This is a genomic window from Acidovorax sp. (genome assembly GCF_034519795.1).
Lineage (GTDB): Bacteria > Pseudomonadota > Gammaproteobacteria > Burkholderiales > Burkholderiaceae_C > Acidovorax.
The window spans coordinates 220,809-247,160 of the sequence record NZ_JAXHOB010000004.1; the positions used below are offsets into that span (position 1 = coordinate 220,809).

General features: G+C 66.1%; 23 protein-coding genes, 1 other RNA gene and 1 pseudogene. 17 read left to right on the plus strand and 8 right to left on the minus strand.

Going from position 1 to position 26,352, the window contains the following annotated elements; translation table 11 throughout:
* Nucleotides 1–64 precede the first annotated feature (64 nt).
* On the plus strand, nt 65–229 hold the full coding sequence (locus U5N23_RS04780) for a hypothetical protein (RefSeq protein WP_322591694.1): 165 nt from the start codon (nt 65–67) through the stop codon (nt 227–229).
* A gap of 58 nt (nt 230–287) precedes the next feature.
* Here the strand turns inward: U5N23_RS04780 and U5N23_RS04785 are convergent.
* The 8 genes and pseudogenes from U5N23_RS04785 to ompA all read right to left on the minus strand — a co-directional run.
* A pseudogene (locus U5N23_RS04785) lies at nt 288–666 on the minus strand (JAB domain-containing protein); the annotation flags it as partial.
* Between the two features lie 496 nt (nt 667–1,162).
* Nucleotides 1,163–1,405 (minus strand): hypothetical protein, encoded by a 243-nt coding sequence (locus U5N23_RS04790; protein ID WP_322591695.1) that lies wholly within the window; start codon nt 1,403–1,405, stop codon nt 1,163–1,165.
* An 803-nt stretch (nt 1,406–2,208) separates the two neighbouring features.
* Nucleotides 2,209–2,487: a hypothetical protein gene (locus U5N23_RS04795; RefSeq protein WP_322591696.1), complete on the minus strand. Its 279-nt coding sequence runs from the start codon at nt 2,485–2,487 to the stop codon at nt 2,209–2,211.
* A 681-nt stretch (nt 2,488–3,168) separates the two neighbouring features.
* A complete protein-coding gene (locus U5N23_RS04800) occupies nt 3,169–4,413 on the minus strand; it encodes a tyrosine-type recombinase/integrase (RefSeq protein WP_322591697.1) in 1,245 nt (414 codons plus the stop codon).
* Between the two features lie 221 nt (nt 4,414–4,634).
* Nucleotides 4,635–5,021: a transfer-messenger RNA gene (gene ssrA / locus U5N23_RS04805) on the minus strand.
* Between the two features lie 12 nt (nt 5,022–5,033).
* Nucleotides 5,034–5,699, minus strand: a complete 666-nt coding sequence (gene gph, locus U5N23_RS04810) for a phosphoglycolate phosphatase (protein WP_322591848.1) — start codon at nt 5,697–5,699, stop codon at nt 5,034–5,036.
* A gap of 46 nt (nt 5,700–5,745) precedes the next feature.
* Nucleotides 5,746–6,474 carry a bifunctional 2-polyprenyl-6-hydroxyphenol methylase/3-demethylubiquinol 3-O-methyltransferase UbiG gene (gene ubiG / locus U5N23_RS04815; protein ID WP_322591698.1) on the minus strand — a complete coding sequence of 243 codons (729 nt, stop codon included), beginning with the start codon at nt 6,472–6,474 and terminating at the stop codon, nt 5,746–5,748.
* Between the two features lie 185 nt (nt 6,475–6,659).
* Nucleotides 6,660–7,304: an outer membrane protein OmpA gene (ompA, locus tag U5N23_RS04820; protein WP_322591849.1), complete on the minus strand. Its 645-nt coding sequence runs from the start codon at nt 7,302–7,304 to the stop codon at nt 6,660–6,662.
* A gap of 222 nt (nt 7,305–7,526) precedes the next feature.
* Between ompA and gyrA the strand changes: the two genes are divergently transcribed.
* The 16 genes from gyrA (at nt 7,527) to mnhG (ending at nt 26,351) form a co-directional block, all read left to right on the plus strand.
* Complete coding sequence (gyrA, locus tag U5N23_RS04825) at nt 7,527–10,190, plus strand: DNA gyrase subunit A (protein ID WP_322591699.1); 2,664 nt, start codon at nt 7,527–7,529, stop codon at nt 10,188–10,190.
* Nucleotides 10,191–10,331: 141 nt separating this feature from the next.
* Entirely contained in the window at nt 10,332–11,441 is a 1,110-nt protein-coding gene (gene serC / locus U5N23_RS04830) for a 3-phosphoserine/phosphohydroxythreonine transaminase (RefSeq protein WP_322591700.1), read from the plus strand.
* A gap of 50 nt (nt 11,442–11,491) precedes the next feature.
* A complete protein-coding gene (gene pheA, locus U5N23_RS04835) occupies nt 11,492–12,589 on the plus strand; it encodes a prephenate dehydratase (protein WP_322591701.1) in 1,098 nt (365 codons plus the stop codon).
* Nucleotides 12,590–12,661: 72 nt separating this feature from the next.
* The gene (locus U5N23_RS04840; protein ID WP_322591702.1) at nt 12,662–13,546 is read left to right on the plus strand and encodes a prephenate dehydrogenase; all 885 of its coding nucleotides are present in this window, start codon (nt 12,662–12,664) and stop codon (nt 13,544–13,546) included.
* The gene (locus U5N23_RS04845; protein ID WP_322591703.1) at nt 13,546–15,600 is read left to right on the plus strand and encodes a bifunctional 3-phosphoshikimate 1-carboxyvinyltransferase/cytidylate kinase; all 2,055 of its coding nucleotides are present in this window, start codon (nt 13,546–13,548) and stop codon (nt 15,598–15,600) included. The genes U5N23_RS04840 and U5N23_RS04845 overlap by 1 nt, the downstream gene beginning before the upstream one ends.
* Before the next feature lie 195 nt (nt 15,601–15,795).
* On the plus strand, nt 15,796–17,481 hold the full coding sequence (rpsA, locus tag U5N23_RS04850; RefSeq protein WP_007852596.1) for a 30S ribosomal protein S1: 1,686 nt from the start codon (nt 15,796–15,798) through the stop codon (nt 17,479–17,481).
* A 79-nt stretch (nt 17,482–17,560) separates the two neighbouring features.
* On the plus strand, nt 17,561–17,911 hold the full coding sequence (locus U5N23_RS04855; RefSeq protein WP_057206225.1) for an integration host factor subunit beta: 351 nt from the start codon (nt 17,561–17,563) through the stop codon (nt 17,909–17,911).
* A gap of 112 nt (nt 17,912–18,023) precedes the next feature.
* Nucleotides 18,024–18,335: a LapA family protein gene (locus U5N23_RS04860; RefSeq protein ID WP_145698325.1), complete on the plus strand. Its 312-nt coding sequence runs from the start codon at nt 18,024–18,026 to the stop codon at nt 18,333–18,335.
* Complete coding sequence (lapB, locus tag U5N23_RS04865; protein WP_322591704.1) at nt 18,325–19,479, plus strand: lipopolysaccharide assembly protein LapB; 1,155 nt, start codon at nt 18,325–18,327, stop codon at nt 19,477–19,479. The genes U5N23_RS04860 and lapB overlap by 11 nt, the downstream gene beginning before the upstream one ends.
* Nucleotides 19,480–19,559: 80 nt before the next feature.
* Entirely contained in the window at nt 19,560–19,997 is a 438-nt protein-coding gene (locus tag U5N23_RS04870; RefSeq protein ID WP_416208569.1) for a ComEA family DNA-binding protein, read from the plus strand.
* Between the two features lie 134 nt (nt 19,998–20,131).
* Complete coding sequence (locus U5N23_RS04875) at nt 20,132–23,119, plus strand: monovalent cation/H+ antiporter subunit A (protein ID WP_322591705.1); 2,988 nt, start codon at nt 20,132–20,134, stop codon at nt 23,117–23,119.
* On the plus strand, nt 23,119–23,484 hold the full coding sequence (locus U5N23_RS04880) for a Na+/H+ antiporter subunit C (RefSeq protein WP_322591706.1): 366 nt from the start codon (nt 23,119–23,121) through the stop codon (nt 23,482–23,484). The genes U5N23_RS04875 and U5N23_RS04880 overlap by 1 nt, the downstream gene beginning before the upstream one ends.
* On the plus strand, nt 23,484–25,202 hold the full coding sequence (locus U5N23_RS04885) for a monovalent cation/H+ antiporter subunit D (protein ID WP_322591707.1): 1,719 nt from the start codon (nt 23,484–23,486) through the stop codon (nt 25,200–25,202). Before U5N23_RS04880 ends, U5N23_RS04885 begins: the two co-directional genes overlap by 1 nt.
* A complete protein-coding gene (locus U5N23_RS04890; protein WP_322591708.1) occupies nt 25,199–25,702 on the plus strand; it encodes a Na+/H+ antiporter subunit E in 504 nt (167 codons plus the stop codon). The genes U5N23_RS04885 and U5N23_RS04890 overlap by 4 nt, the downstream gene beginning before the upstream one ends.
* A complete protein-coding gene (locus U5N23_RS04895) occupies nt 25,699–25,977 on the plus strand; it encodes a K+/H+ antiporter subunit F (RefSeq protein WP_322591709.1) in 279 nt (92 codons plus the stop codon). The genes U5N23_RS04890 and U5N23_RS04895 overlap by 4 nt, the downstream gene beginning before the upstream one ends.
* Entirely contained in the window at nt 25,974–26,351 is a 378-nt protein-coding gene (mnhG, locus tag U5N23_RS04900) for a monovalent cation/H(+) antiporter subunit G (RefSeq protein WP_322591710.1), read from the plus strand. The genes U5N23_RS04895 and mnhG overlap by 4 nt, the downstream gene beginning before the upstream one ends.
* Nucleotide 26,352 lies beyond the last annotated feature (1 nt).

Here is a 26,352-nt window from a genome sequence, read left to right on the forward strand (position 1 = left end):
TCGCCAAACGGCGGGGGCACATGGTTCACCACCTGGGTGCGAGAGCTACCTTGGACTCGGCCTCATGCTCAAGACCACCGCCCTTGCAAGCCGTCTCCAAGGCGAATTGCAAAGTAGCTGCCATTCGCCGCCCGGCCACATCACCGCGCGGATAGGGGCGCTGAACCGCCGCGAGCTGCTTGAGGGTCATTCTCTCTGGCCAGCCGGCCGCGCGGATGCTCTGCTGTGAATGCTCGGCTTGCGCTGCAAGCGTCCTGCCATCGAAGATCTACAACCATTGAGCCCCCTTATAGCAGGCGATGTTCAGCCATGCTGAATGACTTTGTGCCGGCCACAATGATGTGATCCAGCACGCGCACATCGATCAAGGCCAGGGCCTGTTTCAAAGTCTGTGTGAGCGACTCGTCCGACCTGCTGGGCTTGAGGCTTCCGCTCGAGGTGGTTGTGGGCCAACACAACCGCTGCAGCCTGGTGCTTGAGCGCCGCATGAACGATTTCACGGGGATACACGCTGGCCTGCGCAACGGTGCCCGTGAAATGGCATTCGTAGGCAATGGCCGCGTTTTGGTGGTCGAGGTAGATCACCGCAAACCGCTCGCAGGGATCACCGGCCAGGCGCAGCGTGAGGTAGTTGCACACGGTGTCGGGGCAGTCGAACACGTCGCGGGCGCCGCCCGGGCGGGGCGCCAGGAATGTCCAGCGCACGATCCACCACACGCGCGTTCCCGCGCACGCGGACCATGGCGCCAGCTCTGCACGCCATCGGCAACACCGTAGGCGGGGATTGCCCCCAGCCCGCCGTAGCTGCGCCGGCTCGCAGACTTCGATGCGGCGGAGGCTCTTGTCTTGCTTGCGGCTTCCATGTCTCAAGCCCTCCTGCGGTCAGCGAAAACAGGTGGCATAGACCATTCAAGGGGCGAGCGTCGATCCACATACCCGCCAGTCGAAGCCCCGCATTCGGCCGCCATATCGGCCAACCATCCGATGCGCTGAGCAAGGCACTGGCTAGCAAAGTCGGGCGCTTCCTCATCCTCTGCACCTTCGTTCTGCAGGGCGGATTGCCGCATGATGCCGATGCTTTGCAAGGCCCGGGCAGTGAGTGAAATTTCAAATGGAGAGCACAGGCGAGTTGAACTCGATTCCATTGCGTTTTTGCCATGGCTCAACCCCCCTCACCAACGCTTGCGGGCGCGCTGGCCGGGCCACGCAGCGCAGCCAAGACTTGTCCCGCCTTTCTTGCAGCGCCCAGCACATTGGCATGAGGCTGGCGCAGATAGTGCAATGCCATTTCAAGCGCGTTGTGCGCATCGGCATACAACTGGATGGGGTCGGGGGATCCAGGGCGAATGCCTGGTGTTTTGGCTGGCACAACGCTGCGGCCTGCCAGGGTGGTGACGAGTGTCATGGCTTCTTGCTCCTTTGCGAGACTTGAAACCACCTGCCACGTTTCTACGCGCAACAGGTGGACGGGATGTTAGAAACTTACGCGCAAAGACGTGCGCCAGGCGTTGCCGCTCTGACCATCCCGCCCGAAACCAAGCATGCGGCAAAGGCCGCACGCGCTTGAATGCGGACGTGACAAAACCTCACTATCGGGGAGGTCGCGCCGCTTTGCGAAAGGTGTTTCTACGCACCAGCCCCGGTCAGGGGGTTGAAGCAATTATTGCACGCATGCGCACTCATGACCACAACCGAAAAGCTTCAGATCAAGGGATGGCGTTCTCGCATAGAGGAAGAGGCGGTAGAGCTTCGCCAAAGCGTATCGAGCGCCCCATCCAGAACCGTTTACCACGCCGACCAGGACTCGCCCGGCTCCAACAACCTGCTAGGTCACTCGCCATGGTTTCATCGGGAGTTTGGAGTCGAAAGGGCTATCGCCTCTGCGGCGTTGAAAAAGCATCGAGCGGTGCGAATAAGGATTGCACGCAGCGAATGGTCTGACGAACAACGCGAGGCTGCAAACGCCTACTCGCGAGCCTGGAGAGCGAAGCAATCTGCGGAATGGCGCAAGATCGAGGCTTCAAAGAAACGCACCCGCAGAGCGGCAAAGCCCGAGCTTTACCGGGCCATTGATCGCAGGCACGAGGAGCGGCGCAGGGACAGACGAAACGCGAAGCGTCGAGCGGTCTACACACAGTCGCCAGGTCCACACCGCGCGAGAGCCAAAGCACGGCGGGCTGCACGCACAGCCGCGCGCATGAGTTCCAGCTATTCGCCTGCAGGGGGCTCCAAATAGGCCGCACGCAGGCGCTGCAGGTCCTGCACGTACCACCCTGCCCCCTTGTCCGTTTGGGGCAGCGTATGGGCCGCATGCAGGCGCCGCAGATCGAGCAACAAGCCCAAGTGCTGCGGCACCCACTCGGGTATCTCTACCCCCTCATTCCGCCAGCGGCTGGGGGTGTTGCGGTGCAAGCCCGTGGCCCTGCAGAACTCACTGACCTTCCAACCCAGTGCGACCAGCGCGGCGTCAAACTCATCAAGCGTCATGAATGCATCCTTTGGCGTTGTGGAGCATTGTGGCACGCTCGCCCGATAGTGTGCAAAATATAGAGATACGGCACACTATTAAACATAACGCCCGTCGTATTTACTGTGCACTGTGAACAATTTTCGCACATTTACGGGAAACCCAGCATTCATGCGGGTTTGCGGCCGATGCGCAGATGCCTATTTTTTGCGCAAGCTAGCGGCAAAAGTTATCCACATCGATACGGCGCCTGCCGCGAGGTCGGCCCCGTGCATCGCTGGCGCCGCTGGGAGTTCCGTCACCGAGTGCACACGTGTGCACGCTCGCATGCCGGTGAGGTGGTTCCAGGGGAAGGCCCTCACGCGCTCATTTCCACGAATGTGCGTGTCGGTGCGCCGGTGGCACAGAAGGGCCAAAGGGCCGGCAGCGAGGGCGCGAAGGGATGGGAATAGGGAGAAAACAGTGTTGTGTGAGTGTTTTTCTCACTATGTAAAAGTGTTCCCACTCTGTTCCCAGTCTGTTCCCACTTTGTTCCCACTCGCTACCGGCTGGTAATCCGCATGGCTGCTGGATTCATGGTGTCTGTTCCCACTGTTCCCACGGTTTTCCCGGGAATGGTGGCGAAGGAAATTTGCACGACCATCGCGCGCCCATGAAAAAAGGGCCTCGCGGCCCCTTGTGTCTGGTGCTGGTGCCGCCCGTCAGGCGGCGCGCTGCGGCATTGGCAACACGTCTGCACCCTTGCGCAGCTTGTCCAGGTAGTCCGCCCACTGCTGCACCTGGTCAAAGCGCTTCGTGAGGTACTGGGTGCGGTTGTAGCTGCGGCCGTTGGAGTCCTTCACCGCGTGGGCCAAGTTCGCCTCGATGGCCAGCGGGTCCAGATCGAGCTGGTCCACCAGCATCGTGCGGGCGCTGGCCCGAAAGCCATGCCATGACTGTTCATCGCCAAAGCCCAGGGAATACAGGGCGCTGCGCACCGAGTTATCCGACATAGGCTTGCCATGGTCGCGCTGGCCAGGGAACACGTATGCGCCGTGGCCCGTGAGTGGGTGCAGATCGCGCAGCAGCTCCACGGCCTGGGTGGGCATGGGCACGACGTGGGCAGCGCCCTGCTCTTTTTCCTTTTTGGTGCGCTTCATCTTTGCGCTAGGGATGGTCCACAGCGCCGCATCAAGATCCAGCTCGGCCCACTCCATGGCCCGCAGGTTGCCCGGCCGCTGGTACAGCAGCGGAGCCAGAAGCAGCGCCGTGCGCACGGCAGGCGTGCCCTTGTAGGCGTGCATGGCCCGCAGCAGCTCCCCGAAGCGCTTGGGCTCCACCACGGCGGGGAAGTTCGTGCCGCGATAGGGGGTGAGCCTGCTTTTCAGGCCCTCGGTGATATCGCGCTGGGTGTTGGCGGCGGTGGGGAGCCAGTAGCGCCACACCTGGCGGCACAGCATGAGGGCGCGGTCGGCGGTTTCTATCGCGCCGCGCTCCTCCACCTTCTGCAGCGCGGCCAGCAGCTCCATGGGTTCAATGCTGACCATCGAGCGCTCACCAATCCAGGGGAACAGATCCCGCTCAAGCTGGCGCTTGGTGCGCTCGGCGTGGCCGGGGCTCCACTCGGGCACTTGCTTGCCGTGCCACTCCAGGGCTACGGCCTTGAAGGTATCGCCGTCCTGCCGGGCGCCCTTGAGCTTTTCCACCTTGCGGGCCTGCACCGGGTCAATGCCAGCGGCCTTCTGGCTCTTGGCGGCATCCCGCGCCTTGCGTGCAGCCGTCAGGCCCACGGCCGGGTAACTGCCCAGCGCCATGCGGCCTTCCTTCCCGTCCTTGCGGTACTTCCAGAACCACCGCTTTGAACCCGAAGGGCTGACCTCAAGGTAGAGGCCTCCCGCGTCGGCCAGGCGCTCGCGCTTGGCGCCGGGGGAACAACTCGCGTTTTTGCAGTGAGCATCGGTCAGCATGGGGGAACAGCTCCAGGGGTGGGGGAACGGCCTCCCCCATAGGGAATCGGGGGAACAACTGGCCCGAGTCTACGACTTTCGGGATTTGTTCCCCCGTCTGTTCCCCCGCTTTGCCTCGGATGTAGATGGACTACAGCGAACGTCCATGCGCTGTAAGTCGTTGATTCACCAAAGAAAAAGGGCGTTCACTGGACTTCAGTGAACGCCCTTGGAAGTTGTAATGGTGGAGCTGGCGGGAATTGAACCCGCGTCCGCAAGCCTTCACCGGGCAGATCTACATGTTTAGCGGTCTGATTTGAGTCTCGCCACCTGTGTCGCGCAGTCGCACGCTACGCAGGCCGCCAGTACCCTTGAATCTCGCCCCAACCCAAGGTACCCGGATTGGAGCCAGCCCATGTAATTATCCTTGCAGCCGGGAGGCGCTGATTGCTCAGAACCCCCTTGCCCAGCCCATCGGCCAACTGTTGCAAGGCTCACTGGCAATTAAGCAGCGAGTGCGAAACGTTCGTCGTTTGCAGTTAGTTTGTTAAATCGAGATTTACGAGCGTGAATCAAGCTCGACATGCACCACACCGGCTCCGAACCCACGTCGAAACCAGGACAGCCCCAGACTTCCTATTTTAGGCCTGTCCCAGCAATTGCAAGAGCTCGGAGGGAGATTTAATTGCAGCGTGCGCGCCCCAGGCATGCGGGGCCTGCGCGGAGCCCAGGTAGCCGTAGGTGGCGGCCACGGTGCCCATGCCGGCGGCCAGGCCTGCGATGATGTCGCGCTCGTCGTCGCCCACATAGATGCACTGGCTGGCATCGATTTTCAAGCGGGCAGCCGCCTCCAGCAGCGGGGCGGGGTGCGGCTTGGCGTGCGGCGTGGTGTCGCCACTGACCACGGCGCCTGCGCTGGCAAACAGGGGCATGGCGCGTGTGAGCGGGTCGGTGAAGCGCATGGCCTTGTTGGTCACCACGCCCCAGGCCAGCCCCCGGGCCTGCAGCGCCTGGACCAATGCCGGCACGCCGTCGAACACATCGGTGAGCACCGTCATGCGCGCTTCGTAGTTGGCAAAGAACTCCTCGCGCAGGGCGGCAAACTCCGCATCCTCGGGCTTGAGGCCGAAGGCCTCGCCCAGCATGCCGCGCGCGCCGGCTCCGGCCATGGGGCGGTAGCGCGCCAGCGGCAGGGACTCCATGCCCCGGTCGGTGCGCATCTTGTCGGCGGCCGCGGCGAGGTCGGGGGCGCTGTCGATCAGGGTGCCGTCCAGGTCGAACAGGACGGCGCGGATGTTGTGGAAGATGGGGGTCACAGGGGAAGTCGTCACATGCAAGGGTTGTCAGGTCAAATCAAGCGGGGCGCTGTGTTGCGAACATGTAGTTCACACTCGTGTCAGCACTCAGCCAATAGCGCTTGGTGATCGGGTTGTACTCCAGTCCCCGGGTCTGCAGCACATCCAGGCCTGCAGCACGGCAGTGCGATGCCAGCTCGCTCGGGCGGATCATCTTGGCGTATTCGTGCGTGCCGCGCGGCAGCATGTTGAGCACGTACTCCGCCCCGACGATGGCCAGCATGAAGGCCTTGGCATTGCGGTGGATGGTGGAGAAGAACACCCAGCCGCCGGGCTTGACGAGTTCAGAGCAGGCCTTGACGACAGAAGCCGGGTCGGGTACGTGCTCGAGCATCTCCATGCAGGTCACCACGTCGAAGCTGGCGGGCTGCTCCAGCGCAAGGGCCTCCACGCTGATTTCGCGGTACTGCACCCCCTTGGTGCCTGCTTCGAGTGCATGCAGCTGCGCCACGCGCAGGGCCTTGGTGGCCAGGTCGATGCCGGTGACGTCGGCCCCCTTGCGCGCCATGGAGTCGGCCAGGATGCCACCGCCGCAACCCACGTCGAGCACGCGCTTGCCGCCCAGGCCGCTCAGGGCGTGGATCCAGTCCAGGCGCAGCGGGTTGATCTGGTGCAACGGGCGGAACTCGCTGTCCGGGTCCCACCAGCGGTGGGCCAGCGCGGAAAACTTGGCCAACTCGGCCGGGTCGGCATTGAGGGGAGGGGTAGTGGTCGTTTCTTCGCTCATGGTGTGCATTGTCAACGATGCTGCATCGGGCCCAATCCCCAAGGGAATGCTCTTGCTGCCCATATTTAAGAGCACGTACTGGCCACCCAGGGGTCCGCGTTTCGTACCCGTATAAAACCCAGGGAAGGTCCAGACGAAAAAAAGCCCCGTTGCCGGGGCTTTTCTGGTGCGAACCAATCGAGAGATTAGTTGGCGCGGGTGCCAACCACTTCGATTTCCACGCGGCGGTTCTTGGCGCGGCCTTCAGCGGTCTTGTTGTCAGCCACTGGTTGCTTTTCGCCCTTGCCTTCGGTGTACACGCGGTTCTTTTCGATGCCCTTGGACACCAGGTAAGCCTTGACGGCTTCGGAACGGCGGACCGACAGCTTCTGGTTGTAAGCATCGGAGCCCACGGAGTCGGTGTGACCCACGGCGATGATGACTTCCAGGTTGATGCCCTTGACCTTGGAGACCAGGTCGTCCAGCTTGGCCTTGCCCTCTGCCTTCAGCACCGACTTGTCGAAGTCGAAGAATGCGTCAGCAGCGTAGGTGACCTTGCTGGCCATCACTGGAGGAGCTGGAGGCTTGGGTGCAGCGGCGGCAGGTGCGGGAGCAGCACCAGGTGCTGGGGCGGCAGCAGGTGCTGCTGCGGGCTTGGCGATTGCGCCATCGCAGCCTGGAGCAGCGGTGGCTGGCGTCCAGTTGGCATTGCGCCAGCAGTATTCGTTGGTGCCGTTCTTCCAAACCAGTTGGCCAGAAGCGTCTCTCCAGTTGTCAACAGTTTGTGCGCCAGCGGCGGTTGCAAGCGCTGCAGAGGCAAACAACATCGCCACTTTGTTCAGTTTCTTCATGGTTCTCCTCTTGGGGAAAAAGCCGCAGCCGCGCTGCGAATCAGGACGCTTGAGGTGACCATCACCCAAAGCGTTCAAACGATTGTGCCATACGTAACTGGGCAAAAGCGCCCGCACCGCATTGGGGCCCGTAGGACAAAACCGTAATTGCGACGATATGTTGCGGGAGCGCGACACGCTTTCCCCTCTAAAATGATTCTCCTTCGCCGTCACCGCCGCCCTATGACCCAGTTTGCCAAAGAAACCCTGCCCATCAGCCTCGAAGAGGAGATGCGCAACAGCTACCTCGACTACGCGATGAGCGTGATCGTGGGCCGCGCTCTGCCCGATGCGCGCGATGGTCTGAAGCCCGTGCACCGGCGCGTGCTGTACGCCATGCACGAGATGGGCAACAACTACAACAGCAAGTACCGCAAGAGTGCTCAGGCAGTTGGCGAGACGATGGGTAAGTACCACCCCCACGGGGACTCTGCCATCTACGACACCATCGTGCGGATGGCGCAGCCGTTCAGCTTGCGCCACACGTTGATTGACGGTCAGGGCAATTTCGGTTCGGTCGATGGCGACAACGCGGCTGCAATGCGGTACACCGAAATTCGCCTTGACAAGATTGCCCACGAAATGTTGGCCGATATCGACAAGGACACTGTCGACTTCGGCCCGAACTACGACGGCAGCTTGACAGAGCCCATCGTGCTGCCCAGCAAGCTGCCCAACCTGCTGGTCAATGGGTCGTCCGGCATTGCGGTGGGCATGGCCACCAACATTCCGCCGCACAACCTCAACGAAGTGGTCGATGGCTGCCTGCACATGCTGCGCAACCCCGATGCCACGGTCGACGAGCTGATGGAGATCATCCCCGCGCCCGACTTCCCCACGGCCGGCATCATCTATGGCATCAACGGCGTGAAGGACGGCTACCGCACGGGCCGCGGCAAGGTCGTGATGCGCGCCAAGTGCCACTTCGAGGACATCGACCGCGGCCAGCGCCAGGCGATCATCGTCGACGAGCTGCCCTACCAGGTCAACAAGAAGACGCTGCAGGAGCGCATGGCCGAGCTGGTGCACGAAAAGAAGATCGAGGGCATCAGCCACATCCAGGACGAGTCCGACAAGTCGGGCATGCGCCTGGTGATCGAACTCAAGCGCGGCGAAGTGCCCGAGGTGGTGCTCAACAACCTGTACAAGCAGACGCAGCTGCAGGACACCTTCGGCATGAACATGGTGGCGCTGATCGAAGGCCAGCCCCGCCTGTGCAATCTGCGCGACCTGATCGGCGTCTTTTTGCAGCACCGCCGCGAAGTGGTCACCCGCCGCACGGTGTTCGAGTTGCGCAAGGCACGCGACCGCGGCCATGTGCTCGAAGGCCTGGCCGTGGCGCTGGCCAACATCGACGACTTCATCGCCATCATCCGCAACGCCCCCACCCCACCAGTGGCCAAGGCCGAGCTGATGGCCCGCCCCTGGGACAGCAAACTGGTGCGCGAGATGCTCACCCGCACGCGCGCCGATGGCGGCGTGGTGAGTGCCGACGACTACCGCCCCGATGGCCTGGAGGTGGAGTTCGGCATGGGCCAGGACGGCCTGTACCGCCTGTCGGAAACGCAGGCCCAGGAAATCCTGCAGATGCGCCTGCAGCGCCTCACGGGCCTGGAGCAGGACAAGATCGTGGCCGAGTACAAGGAAGTCATGTCGGTCATCGAAGACCTGCTGGACATTCTGGCCAAGCCCGAGCGCGTATCGGTCATCATCGGCGACGAACTCACCTCCATCAAGACGGAATTCGGCCAGACCAAGCTGGGCGCCCGCCGCAGCATCGTCGAGTACAGCGCGCAGGACCTGTCCACCGAAGACCTGATCACCCCCACCGACATGGTGGTGACGCTCAGCCACACCGGCTACATCAAGAGCCAGCCATTGTCCGAGTACCGCGCGCAAAAGCGCGGCGGGCGCGGCAAGCAGGCCACGGCGACCAAGGAAGACGACTGGATCGACCAGCTCTTCATCGCCAACACGCACGACTACATCCTGTGCTTCTCCAACCGCGGCCGGCTGTACTGGCTCAAGGTCTGGGAAGTGCCGGCGGGCTCGCGCGGCTCGCGCGGCCGCCCCATCGTGAACATGTTCCCGCTGCAAGAGGGCGAGAAGATCAACGTGGTGCTGGCGCTCACCGGCGACATGCGCACCTTCCCGGCCGACCGCTACGTGTTCATGTCGACCAGCATGGGCACGGTGAAGAAGACCGCGCTCGACGAGTTCAGCAACCCGCGCAAGGGCGGCATCATCGCGGTCAACCTCGATGACGGCGACTACCTGATCGGCGCCGCACTCACCGACGGCCAGCACGATGTGATGCTGTTCAGCGATGGCGGCAAGGCCGTACGCTTCGACGAGAACGACGTGCGCCCCCTGGGCCGCCAGGCCCGCGGCGTGCGCGGCATGACGCTGGAAGATGGCCAGAGCGTGATCGCCATGCTGGTGGCCGAGGACGAGACGCAAAGCGTGCTCACCGCCACCGAGAACGGCTACGGCAAGCGCACCAGCATCGTCGAATACACGCGCCATGGCCGCGGCACCAAGGGGATGATCGCGATCCAGCAAAGCGAGCGCAACGGCAAGGTCGTGGCCGCCACGCTGGTGCATGCCGATGACGAGATCATGCTGATCACCGACAAGGGCGTGCTGGTGCGCACCCGTGTTTCCGAGATCCGGGAACTGGGCCGTGCCACGCAGGGTGTGACGCTGATCGCGCTGGACGAAGGCTCCCAGCTCAGCGGCCTGCAGCGCATCGTCGAGAACGATGCCAACGTGATCGAGGGCGAAGGCGGCGCGGCGGATGCCGGCAGCGATGCCGCGCCGGACAGCGACGGCCCCTCCGAGTCCTGACGGAGCGCATGCGCGCGGCGGCCCCGGGCCCACCGGGTGCTGCGCGCCATGCACCTCCCGGGCAGCATGAAGTAATGCGGGCCAGAGCGGCACCAGGCCGCCGGCCCACCGAGACAGCCATCACCTTTCCGTTTGCTTGACATGAACCGCCCCTACAACTTCTCCGCCGGCCCCGCCGCCATCCCCGCCGAAGTGCTGCAGCAAGCCGCCTCCGAAATGCTGGACTGGCATGGCAGCGGCATGGGCGTGATGGAGATGAGCCACCGCGGCAAGGAGTTTCTGTCCATCTACCAGCAGGCCGAGGCCGACCTGCGCACCCTGCTGGCCGTGCCGGCGAACTTCAAGATCCTGTTCATGCAGGGCGGCGGCCTGGCCGAGAACGCCATCGTGCCGCTGAACCTCTCGCGCGCCGCTGCGGTGGACTTCGTGGTCACCGGCAGCTGGAGCCAGAAGTCGCAGAAGGAGGCGCGCAAGTACGCCAGCGAAGTGAACATCGCCGCCAGCAGCCAGGACAGCGACTTCACCACCCTGCCCGACCCGGCCACCTGGAACCTGAGCCGCGGCGCGAGCTACCTGCACCTGTGCAGCAACGAGACCATCAATGGCATCGAGTTCCACGAACTGCCCGACCTCCAGGCCCTGGGCTCGGATGCGCCGCTGGTCATCGACTTCTCGTCGCATGTGGCTTCACGCAGCGTGGACTGGTCGCGCGTGGGCCTGGCCTTCGGCGGCGCGCAAAAGAACCTGGGCCCGGCCGGCCTGACGCTGGTGGTGGTGCGCGAGGACCTGCTGGGCCACGCCCTGCCCGCCTGCCCGAGCGCCTTCGACTACAAGACCGTGGCGGACAACGAGTCCATGTACAACACCCCGCCCACCTGGGGCATCTACGTGGCGGGCCTGACCTTCCAGTGGCTGCTGCGCCAGCGCGAGGGCGAGCTGACCGGCGTGGCCGCCATGGAGCGGCGCAACATCGCCAAGGCTGAGCTGCTCTACAACGCGATCGACGCCTCGCAGCTGTACGTGAACAAGGTGGCCGCCAACTGCCGCTCGCGCATGAACATCCCCTTCTTCCTGCGCGACGAGTCGCGCAACGACGCCTTCCTGGCCGGCGCGCGCGAGCGCGGCCTGCTGCAGCTCAAGGGCCACAAGTCCGTGGGCGGCATGCGCGCCAGCGTCTACAACGCCATGCCATTGGCCGGTGTACAGGCGCTGGTGGACTACATGCGAGAATTTGAACAAAAGCGCGCCTGAGCCCCTCCCTCCAACTTCCGCCGGACGCCCGCCAGAAAAGCTGCCCTTTCATGACCCAACCGCAAGCCTCCCCTGATCTCGCCAGCCTGCGCGTGCAGATCGACTCCATCGACCAGCAATTGCTCACGCTGCTCAACCAGAGGGCCCTGGTGGCCGAACAGGTCGGCGAGGTCAAGAAGCGCGAGGGCACGCCGTTCTTCCGGCCCGACCGCGTGGCCCAGGTCATCGACAAGATCCAGACCGCCAACCCCGGCCCGCTCAAGGGCGCCCATGTGGCCGCCATCTGGCGCGAAATCATGTCCGCCTGCCTGGCGCTCGAGTCGCCCCAGCGCGTGGCCGTGCTCGGCCCCGAAGGCACCTTCTGCGAACAGGCGGCCATCGAGTTCTTCGGCGGCGCTGCCGACCTGATGTACTGCGCCAACTTCGACGAGGTGTTCCATGCCACGGCCGCAGGCAGCGCCCAGTACGGCGTGGTGGGCGTGGAGAACTCCACCGAGGGCGTGGTCACGCGCTCGCTCGACCTGTTCCTGCACACCCCCACGCATGTGGTCGGCGAGGTCAGCCTGCTGGTGCGCCACAACCTGCTGCGCACCAGCAATTCGCTGGACGGCATCGAGGTGGTCATGGCCCACCCCCAGGCCCTGGCCCAATGCCAGGCCTGGCTGTCCAAGCACCTGCCGCATGCCGAGCGCCGCCCGGTGTCGAGCAATGCCGAAGGTGCCCGCCTGGCCACCACCAACCCCCGCTGGGCCGCCCTGTCGAGCGAGCGCGCCGCCACCCAGTTCGGCCTGCACATCGTCTCGCACGCCATCCAGGACGACGCGTACAACCGCACGCGCTTTGCCATCATCTGCCTGCCGCACACGCTGCAGACGCCCCCGCCCTCGGGCAAGGACTGCACCAGCCTGGTGGTTTCGGTGCCCAACCGGCCGGGCGCCGTGCACGACCTGCTGGTGCCGCTCAAGGCGCACGGCGTGTCCATGACGCGCTTCGAATCGCGGCCGGCGCGCACCGGCCAGTGGGAGTACTATTTCTACATCGACCTGGACGGCCACCCCGCCCAGCCCCATGTGGCGCGCGCACTCGAAGAGCTGCGCAGCCTGTGCGCCTTCTACAAGGTGCTGGGCACCTACCCGGTCGCGCCATGAGCCCGTACATGCCCATGCGCCCCCCTGAACGCCCGGCGATCGCTTCCCGTCGCCCCCTGCCGGAATCGCACCATGTTTGAACAATTGGGACTCATCGGTTGCGGCCTCATGGGCGGCTCCTTCGCCCTGGCAATGAAAAAGGCCGGCCTGGTCAAGCGCGTGGTGGGCTACAGCAAATCGCCCTCCACCACCGACCGCGCGCGCCAGCTCGGCGTGATCGACGTGGAGGCCCCCTCGGCCCTGCTGGCCGTGGCAGGCGCCGACATCGTGCTGGTGGCCGTGCCCGTGGCCGCCACCGAGGCCACGCTCAAGGCCATCCGCCACCTGGTCACGCCCAACATGCTGATCATGGACGTGGGCTCCACCAAGGCCGACGTGGTGCAGGCCGCGCGGCGCGCACTGCGCGACCAGGTGGGCTCCTTCGTGCCCGCCCACCCCATCACCGGCCGCGAGGTCTCGGGCGTGGAACATGCCGATGCCGAGCTGTACTCCGGCCGCCAGGTGATCCTGACCCCCATCGAGAAAACGCTGACCACCCAGCTCAGCCAGGCCGAGACCGTGTGGACCGCCCTGGGCTGCCGCGTGAGCAGCATGTCGCCCGAGTCGCACGATGCGGCCTTCGCCGCCGTGAGCCACCTGCCCCACCTGCTGGCCTTTGCCATGATGAACAGCATCACCGGCCAGAATGATGGCGATGACTTCCTGTCGCTCGCGGGCCCCGGTTTCCGCGACTTCACGCGCATTGCCGCCAGCGACCCCAAGGTCTGGCGCGACATCCTGCTGTCCAACCGCGAAGAGCTGCTGGCCCAGTCGCGCCTGTTCCAGCAGACGCTGCAGAACATCGAGCAGGCAATGCAGAAAAGCGACGCCCAGGCCCTGGAAGACATGATCACCCTGGCCAGCGAGACCCGCGCGCATTGGCGCATGGGCGCGCAGCGCACGAGCAAGGGGCGTTGATGTTCAGCATCCCCTGCCTTGACCTGCCGGCCCTCGACGCCGCAGGCGGCGAAGTCCACCTGCCCGGCTCCAAGAGCATCTCCAACCGCGTGCTGCTGTTGGCGGCGCTGAGCGCGGGCACCACCACCGTGCACGACCTGCTCGCCTCGGACGATACCCGCGTCATGCTCGACGCCCTGCGCCAGATCGGCTGCACAGTGGACGAGGACGGCAGCAACCGCACCGTGCGCATCACCGGCCTGGGCGGCGGCACGCCGCGCTCGCCCGCAAAGCTGTTCATGGGCAACGCCGGCACCGCCATGCGCCCGCTGACCGCCGCGCTGTCGCTGCTGGGCGGCGAGTTCGAGCTGTCGGGTGTGCCGCGCATGCACGAGCGCCCCATCGGCGACCTGGTGGACGCGCTGCGCCAGCTCGGCTGCCGCATCGACTACCTGGGCAACGACGGCTACCCGCCCCTGCGCATTGCGCACGGCCAGGGCGTGCCGGCCCTGGCGCTGGCCGCACCCATCCGCGTGCGCGGCGATGTCTCCAGCCAGTTCCTCACCGCCCTGCTCATGGCCCTGCCCCTGGCCGCGCGCGACCAGGACATCGTGATCGACGTGGTGGGCGAGCTGATCTCCAAGCCCTACATCGCCATCACCTTGCAGTTGCTGGCGCGCTTCGGCATCGAGGTCACGCACCAGGACTGGCAGCGCTTCACCATCGCCGCGGGCAGCCAGTACCGCTCGCCCGGCGACATCCATGTGGAGGCCGACGCCTCCTCGGCCAGCTACTTCATCGCCCTGGGCGCCATCGCTGCGGGGCACGAAGGCCTGCCCGAAGGCATCCGCATCCATGGCGTGGGGCTCGACTCCATCCAGGGCGACATCCGCTTCGTCGAGGCCGCGCGCGCCATGGGCGCGCAGGTCACCGGTGGCGCCAACTGGCTGCACATCCGCCGCGGCGAGCCCGGCCAGGGCTGGCCCCTGAAGGCCATCGACCTCGACTGCAACCACATTCCCGACGCGGCCATGACCCTGGCCGTGATGGCGCTGTACGCCGAAGGCACCACCACGCTGACCAACATCGCCAGCTGGCGCGTGAAGGAAACCGACCGCATCGCCGCCATGGCGACCGAGCTGCGCAAGCTCGGCGCCACGGTGGAGGAAGGCGCCGACTTCATCCGCGTGACCCCGCCCGCGCAGCTGGCCGACTGGAAGGCCGCCAGCATCCACACCTACGACGACCACCGCGTGGCCATGTGCTTTTCGCTCGCGGCGTTCAACCCGGCAGGCCTGCCGGTGCGCATCGAAGACCCCAAGTGCGTGGCCAAGACCTTTCCCGATTATTTCGAGGCGCTGTTCTCGGTGGCGCATGCCGCCACCGAGCGCATCCCGGTGATCTGCATCGACGGCCCCACGGCCTCGGGCAAGGGCACCGTGGCGGCGGCCGTGGCCCAGCGCCTGGGCTACCGCTTCCTCGACTCGGGCGCCATGTACCGCATCACGGCCCTGGCCGCCATCCGCCAGGGCCTGGCCATCGACACGGCCCATGAAGCCCGCATTGCCGACATGGCCAAGACCCTGCCCGTGCACTTCGAGGGTGGGCGCGTGCTGCTCGGCCAGGACGACGTGACCGCCGATATCCGCACCGAAGAGGCCGGCATGAACGCCTCGCGCGTATCGTCCCTGCCCGCCGTGCGCGAGGCCCTGGTGGACCTGCAGCACAGCTTTCGGCGCCTGCCGGGCCTGGTGGCGGACGGCCGCGACATGGGCACGGTGATCTTCCCGCAGGCCCCGCTCAAGGTGTATCTGACGGCCAGCGCCGCGTGCCGCGCGGAGCGCCGGTATAAGCAGTTGATTTCAAAGGGGTTTTCGGCTAACATAGCCGACCTTCGTGCAGACCTTGAGGCGCGCGATGCGCGGGACAGTTCCCGCAGCGTCGCACCCTTGAAGCCCGCGCAGGACGCTTTGGTGCTGGACAACTCCGAATTGACGATTGATGAAGCCGTCGATCAGGTGCTTGTCTGGTGGCAGGAGCGGCAGCCTTTCGCAGCCTTGGCCGCGCAGGGCTGACTGGCAGGGCCGCAAGGCGCTGCAAGCCAGGGCGCAAGCCCTGCACGGCCCCAATGGCACCGCTCGCTCACCAGCGCACGGGCCCTGTGGATCAACCACCACCTAACCGCGGCTTTGCCGCAAAAAACCACCGCAAGCAGCTATAAAAACGGAAGCAATGGTGCTCCCGGAATCCTGTTTGTGGCAAGGAAACACATGTCAGAATCTTTTGCCGCCCTTTTTGAAGAATCCCTGCAGCGTACCGAAATGCGCCCAGGCGAAGTGATCACCGCCGAAGTCGTGCGCGTGGAACACAACTTCGTCGTGGTCAACGCCGGCCTCAAGTCCGAAGCCTACGTGCCGCTGGAAGAATTCAAGAACGACAAGGGCGAAGTCGAAGTCCAAGTGGGTGACTTCGTGTCGGTGGCCATCGGCTCCATCGAAAACGGCTACGGCGACACCATCCTGTCGCGCGACACCGCCAAGCGCCTGGCTTCGTGGATGAGCCTGGAAAAGGCCCTGGAATCCGGCGAATTCGTCACCGGCACCACCAGCGGCAAGGTCAAGGGCGGCCTGACCGTTCTGGTCAACGGCATCCGCGCATTCCTGCCCGGTTCGCTGATCGACACGCGTCCTATCAAGGACCTGACGCCTTACGAGAACAAGACCCTGGAATTCAAGGTCATCAAGCTCGACCGCAAGCGCAACAACGTGGTGCTGAGCCGCCGCGCCGTGGTGGAAGCCTCCATGGGCGAAGAGCGCGCCAAGCTGATGGAAACCCTGAAGGAAGGCTCCATCGTTCAAGGCGTGGTCAAGAACATCACCGAATACGGTGCGTTCGTGGACCTGGGCGGCATCGACGGCCTGCTGCACATCACCGACATGGCATGGCGCCGCGTGCGTCACCCATCGGAAGTGGTGACTGCTGGCCAGGAAATCACGGCCAAGATCCTCAAGTTCGACACCGAGAAGAACCGTGTCTCGCTGGGTCTCAAGCAAATGGGCGACGACCCATGGATGGGTGTGAACCGCCGCTACCCCCAAGGTACGCGCCTGTTCGGCAAGATCACGAACATTGCCGACTACGGCGCGTTCGTCGAACTCGAACCCGGCATCGAAGGCCTGGTGCACGTCTCCGAAATGGACTGGACCAACAAGAACATCGCTCCCGCCAAGCTGGTTTCGCTGGGCGACGAAGTCGAAGTCATGGTTCTGGAAATCGACGAAGACAAGCGCCGCATCAGCCTGGGCATGAAGCAGTGCAAGGCCAACCCATGGCAAGAATTCGCACAGGACACGAAGCGCGGTGACCGCGTCAAGGGTCCGATCAAGTCGATCACCGACTTCGGCGTGTTCGTGGGCCTGGCTGCCGGCATCGACGGCCTGGTGCACCTGTCCGACCTCTCGTGGAACGAACCCGGCGAAGCCGCTGTTCGCAACTACAAGAAGGGCCAGGAAGTGGAAGCCATCGTGCTGGCCGTGGACGTGGACCGCGAACGCATCTCGCTGGGCATCAAGCAGCTCGACGGCGACCCGTTCACCACGTTCGTGACCGTGAACGACAAGGGCCAGACGGTGACCGGCAAGGTCAAGACCGTGGACGCCCGTGGCGCTGAAATCGACCTCGGCGAAGACATCGTGGGCTACCTGCGCGCTTCGGAAATCTCCCGCGACCGCGTGGAAGATGCCCGCAACGTGCTCAAGGAAGGCGACGAAGTCACCGCTGTGGTGGTCAACGTGGATCGCAAGACCCGCAACATCCAGCTGTCGATCAAGCAAAAGGACATGGCCGACGAGCAAGGTGCGATGGCCAGCCTGAGCCAGCAATCGAGCCGCGAAAGCGCCGGTACGACCAGCCTGGGCGCCCTGCTGCGCGCCAAGCTGGACAACTCCGACAAGTGAGTGACGGCTTGACCTCCTGAAGGTCAGTCAGCGGGCGCCTCGTGCGCCCGCTTCTCTTTCTACCCGACTTCCCGATACCATGACCCGCTCTGACCTTGTTGAAGAACTGGCCGCCCGTTTTGGCCAGCTCACCCACCGCGATGCCGAATACGCCGTCAAGACCATTCTTGACGCCGTGGGCGACGCGCTGGTGCGCGGCCATCGCATCGAGATCCGGGGTTTCGGCAGCTTCTCGGTGAACCACCGCCCGCCGCGCATGGGCCGCAACCCGCGCAGCGGCGAAGCCGTGGCCATCCCCGAAAAGCGCGTGCCCCACTTCAAGCCAGGCAAGGCCCTGCGCGAAGCCGTTGACAAGCGCACGGCCGAGATGGAAGACGACGGTGCGCCCGCCCCGGCAGCCGCGGCCAAGGCCACGGGTACCTCGGGTTGACACGCCGGGCGAACGGATCGCCCACAGGGACGCGCATTCCCCACACGGGTGCGCACCATCCCAGGGACGGCTCCCCTGCCGCCTTAGAATCTCCCCACCACCGGGGAGCCCCATGAAATACCTCCTGTGGCTGCTCAAGGCAGCCATTTTTTTTACCCTCTTCGCTTTCGCGCTGAACAACCAGCAGGACGCCACCGTGCACTTCTTCTTCGGCACGCAATGGCGCGCGCCGCTGGTGCTGGTCGTGCTCACGGCGTTCTCCGCCGGCCTCATCGTGGGCGTGCTGGGCATGGTGCCACGCTGGTGGAAACACCGCAGCGCAGCCCGCCAGGCCCTCAAGCAGGCACCACCCGCAACCCCTGCCAAGGCCGCCGTCCCGGCCGAAGCCGCACCCGCCGAGATGCCGCCCATCCATGGAATTTGACCTCAGCTGGATTTTGCTGGGCCTGCCGCTGGCCTTCGTGCTCGGTTGGCTGGCATCGCGGTTCGACCTGCGCCAGTTGCGTGCCGAGAACCGCCGCGCACCCAAGGCCTATTTCAAGGGCCTGAACTTCCTGCTCAACGAGCAGCAGGACCAGGCCATCGACGCCTTCATCGAGGCCGTGCAGAACGACCCCGACACCTCGGAGCTGCACTTCGCCCTCGGCAACCTGTTTCGCCGCCGCGGTGAGTACGACCGCGCCGTGCGCGTGCATGAGCACCTGCTCTCGCGCGGCGACCTCAGCCGCACCGACCGCGAGCGCGCCCAGCATGCGCTGGCGCTCGATTTTCTCAAGGCCGGCCTGCTCGACCGCGCCGAGGATGCGCTCAACCGCCTGGAAGGCACGCCCTTCGAGGCCCAGGCCCGGCTGGCGCTGCTGGCCATCTACGAACGCTCGCGCGACTGGCCCCATGCCACGACCATCGCGCGCAAGATGCACGATGCCGACCAGGGCGACTTCAGCACCCGCCAGGCGCACTACCTGTGCGAGCAGGCGGCCGCGCTCAGCGGCCAGGCCGACCACGCCGGTGCCCTGGCCCTGCTGGAGCAGGCCGTGGCCGCCGCCCCGGGCGCCGCACGGGCGCGGATCGACATGGCACGCCTGCAGCACCTCATGGGCCAGCCGGCCGCCGCGCTGGCCACCTTGAAGGCGCTGGGCCAGCACAACCCCGCCGCCCTGCCCCTGGCCGCGCCGCTGATGGTCGAGGTGGCGGCCACCACGGGGCAGACCGCGCAGGCCCAGGCCCTGCTGCAGGAGCACTACGACGGCGGGCCCTCGCTCGACGTGCTGGAGAGCCTGGTCGCCATCGACACGGCCCAGGGTGCAGGCGAAGGCGCGCGCCAGCGCTATGTGGACCACCTCGACAAGGAGAAATCCCTGGTGGCGGCCGCCAAATGGCTGGCCGGCGAAAAGCTGGAGCACGAGTCCTTCCACCCGCAGGTGCAGCGCGCGCTGGACCATGCCGTCAAGCCCCTCACCCGCTACCGCTGCGCAGCCTGCGGCTTCGAGGCGCGCCAGCATTTCTGGCAATGCCCCGGCTGCCAGACCTGGGACAGTTACCCGGCTCGGCGCGTGGAAGAACTGTAGCGGTGGCACAAGCGACTTGATCCCCCTGTGCCGGCCGATATGATGATCGGCACCAACAACACACCGAGGGAGTCGCACCCATGTTCATCCAGAAGTTCCTGCTCGTCATCGCCCTGCTGTTCGCGGGCACCGCATTTGCCGCCGTGGACGTGAACAAGGCCAGCGCGGCCGAGCTCGACGGCATCAAGGGCATCGGCCCGGCCATGTCCGAGAAGATCATCAACGAGCGCAAGACCAGTGAGTTCAAGGACTGGAACGATTTCATCAACCGCGTGGGCGGCGTGGGCGAAAAGACGGCCGCCAGGTTCTCGGCCGAAGGCCTGACCGTCAACGGCAAGCGCTTCAGCGCCGCAGCCCAGGCCAAGGCCGACAAGAAAAAGAAAGAAGCAGAAGCCAAGGCGAGCAAGACGGCGTCCAAGGCCGACGACAAGCCTGCCAGCAGGAAGAAGGACAAGGCCGCAGCACCAGCCGCCGCCGCGTCCGCGCCCCAGGCCGCTGCCAGCGACGCGAAGAAGTAGGCCCCAGGGCGCATCGCCCACCCACCAGCCCGCTTCGGCGGGCTTTTTCATGGGCGCTGTCCACGCCATGCAGGGTGCTGCCTCTCCGGACCTTGCAAAGGGACTTTTGAAGCACCCCCTAAAATCGTTCGGGCATGCCCCTGATCACCCTCATCCTTCTCCCCTTCATCGGCAGTCTTCTGGCGGCCATCCTGCCCGCCAACGCCCGCAACACCGAGTCCACCCTGGCCGGGCTCATCGCCCTGTTCTGCACCGTGCAGGCCGCGCTCTACTTTCCGCAGATCGCGGGCGGCGAGGTGCTGCGCCAGGAGATCGTCTGGCTGCCGGCACTCGGCCTGAACCTGGTGCTGCGCCTGGATGGCTTCGCCTGGATGTTCTGCATGCTGGTGCTGGGCGTGGGTTCGCTGGTGGTGCTGTATGCGCGCTACTACATGTCGGCGGCCGACCCGGTGCCGCGCTTTTTCTCGTTCTTCCTGGCCTTCATGGGCGCCATGGTGGGCGTGGTGCTCTCGGGCAACATCATCCAGATCGCGCTGTTCTGGGAGCTCACCAGCCTGTTCTCCTTTTTGCTGATCGGCTACTGGCACCACCGCAAGGATGCACGGCGCGGCGCGCGCATGGCGCTCACCGTCACCGGCACGGGCGGGCTGTGCATGCTGGCCGGCATGCTGGTGCTGGGCCACATCGTGGGCAGCTACGACCTGGACCACGTGCTGGCCGCCGACGCACTGATCAAGGCGCACCCGCTGTACCTCACGGCGCTGGTGCTGATCCTGCTGGGTGCCTTCACCAAGAGCGCGCAGTTCCCCTTCCACTTCTGGCTGCCGAACGCCATGGCGGCGCCCACGCCGGTATCGGCCTACCTGCACTCTGCCACCATGGTCAAGGCCGGCGTCTTTTTGCTGGCGCGGCTGTGGCCAGCGCTGGCGGGCACGGAGCAGTGGTTCTGGCTGGTCGGCGGCGCAGGCCTGTGCACGCTGCTGGTGGGCGGCTATGCGGCCATGTTCCAGAACGACCTCAAGGGGCTGCTGGCCTACTCCACCATCTCGCACCTGGGGCTCATCACGCTGCTCTTGGGACTGAACAGCCCGCTGGCGGCCGTGGCGGCGGTGTTCCACATCATGAACCACGCGACCTTCAAGGCATCGCTGTTCATGGCGGCCGGCATCGTCGACCATGAGAGCGGCACGCGCGACATCCGCCGCCTGTCGGGCCTGGTGCGCATGATGCCCATCACCGGCACGCTGGCCATGGTGGCCAGCGCGGCCATGGCGGGCGTGCCGCTGCTCAACGGCTTTCTGTCCAAGGAGATGTTCTTCGCCGAGACGGTGTTCGTGAACACCGTGCCCTGGCTCGAAACCCTGCTGCCCGTGGCCGCCACCGTGGCTGGCATCTTCAGCGTGGCGTACTCGCTGCGCTTCACGGTCGACGTGTTCTGGGGCCCGCCCGCCACCGGCCTGCCCCATGCCCCGCACGAGCCCCCGCACTGGATGCGCGTGCCGGTCGAGCTGCTGGTGCTGGCCTGCCTGGTGGTGGGCATCTTGCCGGCCTGGTCTGTCGGCGCCGTGCTGCAGGCCGCCGCGCGCCCGGTGGTGGGCGGCGAGTTGCCGACCTACAGCCTGGCGGTCTGGCACGGCTTCAACACCCCGTTCGTGATGAGCCTGGTGGCGCTGGCCGGCGGCATTGCGCTGTACCTGCTGCTGCGCTGGCTGCGCGCGCGCGGTGCGCTCGATGCACCGCCGCTCATGCGCCACATCAACGGCAAGCAGCTGTTCGAAGGCCTGCTGGCCTGGCTGTCGCTGGCCGGGCGCAGTGGCCGGCGCCTGCTGGGCACCGGGCGCCTGCAGTGGCAGATGCTGTGGCTGGTGGCTGCGGCCCTGGTGGCCGGCACGCTGCCGCTGTGGGCGCGCGGCCTGCCGATCGGTGCGCGTGAGCAACTGCCGCTGTCGCCCGCGTTCGCGGTGCTCTGGCTGCTGGGTTCCCTGTGTGCCGTGGCGGCCGCGTGGCAGGCCAAGTACCACCGGCTGGCGGCCCTCACGCTGCTCGGTGGCGCGGGCCTGTGCACCTGCCTGACCTTCCTGTGGTTCTCGGCACCGGACCTGGCGCTCACGCAGATCGTGGTGGAGGTGGTGACCACCATCCTCATCCTGCTGGGCCTGCGCTGGCTGCCGCGGCGCGACGAGAGCCTGCGCGTGCCCACGCTGGCGCAGGAGCGCCGCACCCAGCTGCGCCGCTACCGCGACATGACCCTGGCCCTGGTCACCGGCTGCGGCATGGCGCTGCTGTCGTTCGCCATGATGAGCCGGCCCTTCCCCGAAAGCACCTCCACCTTCTTCCTGGAGCGCGCCCTCACTGATGGCGGTGGCACCAACGTGGTCAACGTGATGCTGGTGGACTTCCGCGGCTTCGACACCTTCGGCGAGATCGTGGTGCTGGGCATCGTGGCGCTCACCGTGTATGCGCTGCTGCGGCGCTTTCGCCCGGCACGCGAGGTGATGGACCTGCCGCCCCAGCAGCGTGCCGTGCCGGCCGATGTGGCCACCGACCTGGCCAACCCGCGCCAGACCACCGACACCGCCGTGGGCTACCTCATGGTGCCCGCGGTGCTGGTGCGCCTGCTGCTGCCGTTTGCGACCCTGGTGGCGGTGTACCTCTTCATGCGCGGGCACAACGAGCCGGGCGGCGGCTTCGTGGCCGGGCTGGTGTTCTCGGTGGCGCTGCTGCTGCAGTACATGGTGTCGGGCACCTCGTGGGTCGAGGCCCACCTGCCCCTGTACCCGCGCCGCTGGATCGGCACCGGCCTGCTGATCGCCCTGGCCACGGGCCTGGGGGCGCTGTTCTGGGGCTACCCCTTCCTCACCAGCCACACGGCGCACCTGCACCTGCCGGTGGTGGGTGAGGTCCACGTGGCCAGTGCCCTGTTCTTCGACATCGGCGTGTTCACGCTGGTGGTGGGCTCCACCTTGCTGATCCTCACGGCCATTGCCCACCAGTCGGTGCGCAGCCACCGCTACAACGCCCGCGCTGCCGAGGAAGCGCTGGAGGAGCAGGCGGCCGCCATGGCCGCCGCCTCGGTCGCCACCGTCCCGAACAACGCCCCCACTGCCCAAGGAGCCCTCTGATGGAACTGATTCTGGCCCTGGCCATCGGCATACTCACCGGCTCGGGCGTGTGGCTGCTGCTGCGCCCGCGTACCTTCCAGGTCATCATGGGGCTGGCGCTGCTGTCCTATGCCGTGAACCTGTTCATCTTCAGCATGGGCCGCCTCGGCCTGGCCATCAACAAGGAGCCGGTGCTGCGGGCCGGCCTGCCGCAGGACCTGGCGCATTACGCAGACCCCATGCCCCAGGCGCTCACGCTCACGGCCATCGTCATCGGCTTTGCCATGACGGCGCTGTTCCTGGTGGTGCTGCTGGCATCGCGCGGCATGTCGGGCACCGACCATGTGGACGGCACCCGCGCCCAAGACGCCCAGGAGATGCCATGATGGGCGAGCTGACCGCACACGTCACGGCGCTGCTGATGCCGCACCTGATCCTGGCGCCGATTGCGCTGCCGCTGCTCACGGCCGGGCTCATGCTGCTGCTGCGCGAAGAGCGCCAGCGCACCAAGGTGGCCATGAACGTGGTGTCCACATTCCTCGGCCTGGTCATCGCCGTGCTGCTGCTGGTGCAGGCCAAGCAGCCCGGCGTGCAGACCAGCCTGGGGGTGTACCTGCCGGGCAACTGGCCGGCGCCCTTCGGCATCGTGCTGGCGCTCGACCGCCTCTCGGCCATGATGCTGGTGCTGGCCAGCACGGTGGCGCTGGCCACGGTGCTGTTCTCGGTCGCCCGCTGGCACAAGGCGGGGGTGCACTTTCACCCGCTGTTCCAGTTCCAGCTCATGGGGCTGGCGGGTGCCTTTCTCACGGCCGACCTGTTCAACCTGTTCGTGTTCTTCGAGATCATGCTTGCCGCCTCGTACGGGCTGCTGCTGCACGGCTCGGGCCGGCCGCGCGTGTCGGCCGGGCTGCACTACATCGCCATCAACCTCGCGGCCTCGTCGCTGTTCCTGATCGGCGTGTCCATGCTCTACGGCATCACCGGTACGCTGAACATGGCCGACCTGGCGCGTGGCATCGCGGGCATCGATGCGTCCGACCGGGGGTTGCTGCATGCGGCGGCCGGCATCCTGGCCGTGGCCTTTCTCATCAAGGCCGCCGTGTGGCCGCTCAACTTCTGGCTGGTGCCGGCCTACAGCGCGGCCACCGCGCCGGTGGGCGCCCTGTTCGCGCTGATGACCAAGGTGGGCGTGTACAGCATCCTGCGGCTATGGACGCTGATGTTCAGCAGCGATGCGGGCGACTCGGCCCAGTTCGGCAGCCAGTGGATCATCGGCGCGGGGCTGGTGACCATGGCGTTCGGCGCCGTGGGCATGCTGGGCTCGCAGCGCCTGGGGCACCTGGCGGGCTATGCGGCCATCCTCTCGTCGGGCACGCTGCTGGCGGCCCTGGGCTTCGGGCAGACCCTGCTCACGGCCGGGCTGCTGTACTACCTGCTGGGCTCCACGCTGGCCGTGAGCGCCCTGTTCCTGCTAACCGACCTGATCGACCGTTGGCGCAATGACGGCTCCAACCTCGCGCCCTACGAGCAGACCGACGACGCCCCCTTCCTCACCCCCGACCTGGTGCCCGCGCAGGGCCTGAACCTGGACGACAAGGAGGAGGTGCTGATCGGCCAGGTCATCCCCGCCGCCGTGGCCTTCCTGGGCCTGGCCTTCATGGCCTGCACCCTGGTGATCGCCGGGCTGCCGCCGCTGCCCGGCTTCGTGGGCAAGTTCGCCATGATCCATGCCCTGCTCAACCCGCTGGGCCTGGGGCCGTCGGGCGGGCTCGTGCTCGGCTCCGCAGGCTGGGCGCTGCTGGCACTGATGGTGGCCACGGGCCTGCTGGCGTTGATCGCACTCACGCGGGCGGGCATACGCCATTTCTGGGCCTCGCACGACCGCGCCTCGCCCAAGCTGCTGGTGCTCGAAGGCCTGCCCATCGCCATGCTGCTCGTGGGCTGCGCGCTGCTGACCTGGCAGGCCGGTGCCGTGATGCGCTACACCCAGGCCACGGCCGATGCCCTGCACGCGCCCAGCACCTATGTGCAGGCTGTGATGTCCGCCAGGCCCATCCCCAACCCGCCCGGTACCGCGCCCGGCGCGAACGGAAGGCCGCAATGATGCGGGTCGTCAAGCGCATCCTCCCCGCGCCCCTGCTGTCCCTGGCGCTGCTCGCACTGTGGCTGCTGCTCAACCGTTCGGTCAGTGCAGGCAATCTGGTGCTGGGCGGCATCCTCGCGCTGGCCATACCGCTGCTCACGGCAGGGCTGCGCCCGCTGCCGGTGCGCATACGCGCCCCGGGCACCGTGCTGCGCCTGGCCCTCACGGTGATGGCCGACACCGTGCAATCGAACATCGCCGTCTCGCGGCTGCTGCTCTCGCCCGGCCACAGGCGCCATCCCTCGGGCTTCGTGCAGATCCCGCTGGAACTGCGCGATGCCAATGCGCTGGCGGTGCTGGCGGTCATCGTCAGCATCGCCCCCGGAACGGCCTGGGCCGAGCTTGCGGTGGACCGCAGCATGCTCATGCTGCACGTGCTGGAGGTGGGCGATGAAGCGGCGTTCATCGCCCAGATCAAGCGGCGCTACGAGCACCCCCTCATGGAGATATTCGAATCATGACCCCCATACTCGACTGGGCCCTGCCCGCCGCCCTCTTCATGCTGGTGCTGGCCATGGGTTGCGCGCTGGCCCGCCTGCTCAAGGGCCCCTCGGCGCAGGACCGGGTGCTCGCGCTCGACTGCATGTACCTCAATGGCATGCTGCTCATGCTGGTGCTGGGCCTGCTGTACGGCAGCAAGAACTACTTCGAGGCGGCGCTGCTGCTGGCGCTGTTCAGCTTCGTGGGCTCGGTGGCCATGGCCAAGTTTCTGCTGCGCGGCGAGGTGATCGAATGAACGACGTTGCAACCGCCCTGCCCCTGTGGCTGGAGATCGTCGTGGCCGCGTTGGTGCTGCTGGGCGCAGGCCTGGCGCTGCTGGGCGCCACCGGCCTGCTGCGCCTGCCGACCTTCTTCGAGCGCCTGCACGCGCCTTCCATCGCAGCGACCATGGGCTGCTGGTGCATCATGCACGCCACGGTGGTCTACTTCTCGGTGGCCGATGGCAGCCTGGCGCTGCATGCGCTGCTGATCGCCGGCTTCGTGGCCGTCACCGTGCCGGTGACCTCCATCTTCCTGATGCGCGCAGCCCTCTTCCGGGCCCGCCAGGCCGGGCAGGACGTGCCGCCCAGCCTGAGCAGCGTCACGCCCCCCGGGCGCAAGGACTCCTGAA

Bases quoted from the DNA above. Each gene is read 5' to 3' on its own strand.
- U5N23_RS04780 (WP_322591694.1), top strand. From the start codon at position 65: ATGCTCAAGACCACCGCCCTTGCAAGCCGTCTCCAAGGCGAATTGCAA.
- U5N23_RS04790 (WP_322591695.1), bottom strand. From the start codon at position 1,405: ATGACACTCGTCACCACCCTGGCAGGCCGCAGCGTTGTGCCAGCCAAA.
- U5N23_RS04795 (WP_322591696.1), bottom strand. From the start codon at position 2,487: ATGACGCTTGATGAGTTTGACGCCGCGCTGGTCGCACTGGGTTGGAAG.
- U5N23_RS04800 (WP_322591697.1), bottom strand. From the start codon at position 4,413: ATGCTGACCGATGCTCACTGCAAAAACGCGAGTTGTTCCCCCGGCGCC.
- ubiG (WP_322591698.1), bottom strand. From the start codon at position 6,474: ATGAGCGAAGAAACGACCACTACCCCTCCCCTCAATGCCGACCCGGCC.
- ompA (WP_322591849.1), bottom strand. From the start codon at position 7,304: ATGAAGAAACTGAACAAAGTGGCGATGTTGTTTGCCTCTGCAGCGCTT.
- gyrA (WP_322591699.1), top strand. From the start codon at position 7,527: ATGACCCAGTTTGCCAAAGAAACCCTGCCCATCAGCCTCGAAGAGGAG.
- serC (WP_322591700.1), top strand. From the start codon at position 10,332: ATGAACCGCCCCTACAACTTCTCCGCCGGCCCCGCCGCCATCCCCGCC.
- pheA (WP_322591701.1), top strand. From the start codon at position 11,492: ATGACCCAACCGCAAGCCTCCCCTGATCTCGCCAGCCTGCGCGTGCAG.
- U5N23_RS04840 (WP_322591702.1), top strand. From the start codon at position 12,662: ATGTTTGAACAATTGGGACTCATCGGTTGCGGCCTCATGGGCGGCTCC.
- U5N23_RS04845 (WP_322591703.1), top strand. From the start codon at position 13,546: ATGTTCAGCATCCCCTGCCTTGACCTGCCGGCCCTCGACGCCGCAGGC.
- rpsA (WP_007852596.1), top strand. From the start codon at position 15,796: ATGTCAGAATCTTTTGCCGCCCTTTTTGAAGAATCCCTGCAGCGTACC.
- U5N23_RS04855 (WP_057206225.1), top strand. From the start codon at position 17,561: ATGACCCGCTCTGACCTTGTTGAAGAACTGGCCGCCCGTTTTGGCCAG.
- U5N23_RS04860 (WP_145698325.1), top strand. From the start codon at position 18,024: ATGAAATACCTCCTGTGGCTGCTCAAGGCAGCCATTTTTTTTACCCTC.
- lapB (WP_322591704.1), top strand. From the start codon at position 18,325: ATGGAATTTGACCTCAGCTGGATTTTGCTGGGCCTGCCGCTGGCCTTC.
- U5N23_RS04870 (WP_416208569.1), top strand. From the start codon at position 19,560: ATGTTCATCCAGAAGTTCCTGCTCGTCATCGCCCTGCTGTTCGCGGGC.
- U5N23_RS04875 (WP_322591705.1), top strand. From the start codon at position 20,132: ATGCCCCTGATCACCCTCATCCTTCTCCCCTTCATCGGCAGTCTTCTG.
- U5N23_RS04880 (WP_322591706.1), top strand. From the start codon at position 23,119: ATGGAACTGATTCTGGCCCTGGCCATCGGCATACTCACCGGCTCGGGC.
- U5N23_RS04885 (WP_322591707.1), top strand. From the start codon at position 23,484: ATGGGCGAGCTGACCGCACACGTCACGGCGCTGCTGATGCCGCACCTG.
- U5N23_RS04890 (WP_322591708.1), top strand. From the start codon at position 25,199: ATGATGCGGGTCGTCAAGCGCATCCTCCCCGCGCCCCTGCTGTCCCTG.
- U5N23_RS04895 (WP_322591709.1), top strand. From the start codon at position 25,699: ATGACCCCCATACTCGACTGGGCCCTGCCCGCCGCCCTCTTCATGCTG.
- mnhG (WP_322591710.1), top strand. From the start codon at position 25,974: ATGAACGACGTTGCAACCGCCCTGCCCCTGTGGCTGGAGATCGTCGTG.